This is a genomic window from Actinoplanes sp. NPDC051633 (assembly GCF_040681735.1).
In the GTDB taxonomy this organism is placed as follows: Bacteria; Actinomycetota; Actinomycetes; order Mycobacteriales; family Micromonosporaceae; genus Actinoplanes.
This window is the reverse complement of the sequence record NZ_JBFAZH010000952.1, coordinates 1-3,043: the sequence shown is the minus strand read 5'-3', so window position 1 is coordinate 3,043 and position 3,043 is coordinate 1. Positions and strand designations below refer to the sequence as shown.

General features: G+C 70.7%; 3 protein-coding genes and 1 pseudogene. 3 read left to right on the top strand and 1 reads right to left on the bottom strand.

The genetic code is table 11. The features are described from left to right. From AB0M20_RS35050 to AB0M20_RS35040, 3 genes and pseudogenes are all read left to right on the top strand, one after another. Positions 1-840 (top strand): annotated as a pseudogene (locus AB0M20_RS35050) (hypothetical protein); the annotation flags it as partial. 15 nt (positions 841-855) lie between these two features. After that, positions 856-1,539, top strand: a complete 684-nt coding sequence (locus tag AB0M20_RS35045; RefSeq protein ID WP_364304743.1) for a hypothetical protein — start codon at positions 856-858, stop codon at positions 1,537-1,539. A 16-nt stretch (positions 1,540-1,555) separates the two neighbouring features. After that, positions 1,556-2,830, top strand: a complete 1,275-nt coding sequence (locus AB0M20_RS35040) for a GH1 family beta-glucosidase (RefSeq protein WP_364304741.1) — start codon at positions 1,556-1,558, stop codon at positions 2,828-2,830. 30 nt (positions 2,831-2,860) lie between these two features. Here the strand turns inward: AB0M20_RS35040 and AB0M20_RS35035 are convergent. Then, positions 2,861-3,043, bottom strand: a 183-nt coding sequence (locus AB0M20_RS35035) for a DUF2255 family protein (RefSeq protein WP_364304739.1), incomplete at its 5' end; no start/stop codon positions are given.

Here is a 3,043-nt window from a genome sequence, read left to right as displayed (position 1 = left end):
CTCGTCTTCTCGGCCGTGGCCGTCGCCCTCGGGCTGGTGCTGTTCGCCGTGTACGAGGCCCTCTTCGGCAGCGGGATCACCTTCGGCGGCATCTTCGAATACCCGATCAGCCCCGAGGACAACTTCGACACCTTCGACAACTGGCATCAGGAGGAGGGCGAATGGGTCAACAGCCTCAAGACGTACGCCGAGACCGTCAAGACCACGAAGCTTGTCGCCAATGACCACAACCTGCCGTTCCAGTGGACCGACTCACTGAGTCAGCAGCTCAAGCGGCAGATCGACTCGGCGTGCTCGGCCCAGCGCGGCGTGCAGGGCGCCGCCGGATGCCAGGACAACTACGCGGTGTACGTGCCCGGCGCGCAGAGCTACCGATTCCGGCCGATGCCGGAGACCGGAAAGCACATCACCGACGCCATGGGCAACGGCGGCTTCCCGTTCCCGCCGGAGCGGATCCAGTGGTACGCCCCGAGCCGCAGCGTGGGCGGCCGGGCGGCCATCAACGCCGGGTTCAGGCGCAACTGGTTCAACACCGGGTTCCAGCCGAACAACTGCACCGCGCCGGTGCCCGTGACGGTCTGCGACGAGTTCCCGTTCTGGTCGACGACCCAGGCCGTCAACCTCTCCGGCCCGCTCGCCTCCCTGCGGCGCGTACCGAGATCAGAAGCCCTGCCGCAGGCGCAGGACATCTCCCACTTCTACTCGAAGTGCCGGGTGGCCGACGCGGAGAAGTTCATGGTGCTGCCGGTGCCAGGATGGGTGGCGGCGAACGGGCCCAGCTTCGCGTTCCGGGTGAACCAGGGCGGGGCCAACATGTGCATGGTGCCGACGGTTCCGTAGAAGGAGAGAAGGACGATGCTCGACGACATCCGCGACCTCGAGGCGGCCACCGCGGCATACCGCGCCGCCGCCACCGGAGCGGGCATCGTCTGGCCCGATCACACCGGTCCGTCCGGTGTGATCGGGCCGCCGCCGCCCCTGGTCCAGCGGCTCTTCGACGCCGGCCGCGTCGCCGACCAGCTCACCTGGTTCCAGGCCCAGGGCTGGGGGGACGCCCGCGTGCTGCCCGAGGGCGGCATCGTGCTGCCGTGGCCGCAGGATCCGGCCGAGACGCTGGACCTGCTGACCTTCGCGCTCGGCACACCGTTCCCGTGGCGGCGGCAGATGCCGCTGTTCCACTTCGACGTGGTCGTCTACACCTTCGTTCTGGATGCCGGTCACGAGGGCGAGATCTGGCGGTACGACGTCGACGCCGACTTCGTGAGCTCGGTGCGGGCGGCCGACAGCCTTGCCGGTCTGCTCACCGAGTGGACGAACGGCATCGAACGCGGCGCGGTCCGGCGGCGGGGACGGGACAACTGGCTCCTGGTCGACGAGGAGGACGTCGACCCGTTCGTGTTCCCGCTGCCGATCGACGACTACGCGCTGCTGCGGGAGCGCCAGAGCGATTGCGGCGTCGACGCGGTGGCGGCCGAGGCGGTGGACGAGGCGGTGGAGGCGCGACTGGACGAGCTCGACGCCATCCGAGCCGCGATGTAGACGGTACGGTGAGGCGGTGGAGATCGGGGTGGAGATCGGGGTGGCCACCGCGGCGTACCAGATCGAGGGCGCGGTCGCCGAGGACGGGCGGGTGCCGTCGATCTGGGACACCTTCTCGCACACGCCGGGGCGCACCCTGGACGGTGACACCGGGGACGTGGCCTGCGACCACTACCACCGCATGCCCGAGGACGTCGCGCTGATGGCGGACCTGGGCGTGGACGCGTACCGGTTCTCGATCGCCTGGCCCCGCGCCTCGAACCTCGACTTCTACGACCGCCTCGTCGACGCCCTGCTCGAGCGCGGCATCGCCCCGCTGCCGACGCTCTTCCACTGGGATCTGCCGCAGTCGATCGAGGACGAGGGCGGGTGGCTGAGCCGGTCGACCGCGGAGCGCTTCGCCGAGTACGCGGGCCACGTCGCCGACCGCCTCGGCGACCGCGTGCGGCGCTGGATCACGCTCAACGAGCCGTTCGTGCACATGGCCCAGGGGTACGCGCTGGGCACCCACGCGCCGGGGCACGCCCTGCTTCTCGGGGCGCTGCCGGTGGCGCACCACCAGCTCCTCGCGCACGGTTTGGCGGTCGCCGCCCTGCGGGAGCGCGGCGCGACCCAGGTGATGATCACCAACAACTGCAGCCCGGTGCTGCCGGCGAGCGACGACGACGCCGACCTGGCCGCGGCCGCCGTGTACGACGCGTTCCAGAACCGGCTGTTCAACGACCCGGTGCTGCTGGGCGAATACCCGGACTTCATCGCCGGCGCGCTGGGCGACGTGGTCCGTGACGGTGACCTGGCGGCGATCCGGGCGCCGCTCGACGCGCTCGGCATCAACTACTACAACCCGACCCGCGTCGGCGCGCCGCCGGACGACGCGGATCTGCCGTTCGACATCCGGCCGATCGAGGGCGTGCCGACCACCGCGTTCGGCTGGCCGGTGGTCCCGTCGGGCCTGCGGGATCTGCTCGTCGGCCTGCGGGACCGGTACGGCGCGGCGCTGCCACCGATCTACATCACCGAGAACGGCTGCTCCACCGAGGACGGCACCGCCGACCGGTTCCGCATCGACTTCCTCGACGCCCATCTGCGGGCGCTGGACGACGCCGCGGCGGCCGGGGTGGACGTGCGCGGCTACTTCGTCTGGTCCCTGCTCGACAACTTCGAGTGGGCGGAGGGGTACAGCCAGCGGTTCGGCCTGGTGCGCGTCGACTTCGAGACGGGCGAGCGCACACCGAAGGACTCGTACCGATGGCTGCGCGACTCGATCCGGTCGGGCCGGTGGAGGCGATGACCGACCGGTTGCGCTGTAACCGCCGCCCGATCAGCTCGTGACGTCCAGGCGCATCGTGGTGCCGGCGGCCGGCGGCTCGATCATCGCGCGGGAGTATTTCGAGTCGCCGTACTTGCTGAGGAACTCGCGGTCGACGGCGGCCTCCAGCTCGGCGCCGCCGACCGGCACGAACTTGGTCGGGCGCTCCTGACCGCCGACGACGACGGCACCGGC

Bases quoted from the DNA above. Each gene is read 5' to 3' on its own strand.
- AB0M20_RS35045 (WP_364304743.1), top strand. From the start codon at position 856: ATGCTCGACGACATCCGCGACCTCGAGGCGGCCACCGCGGCATACCGC.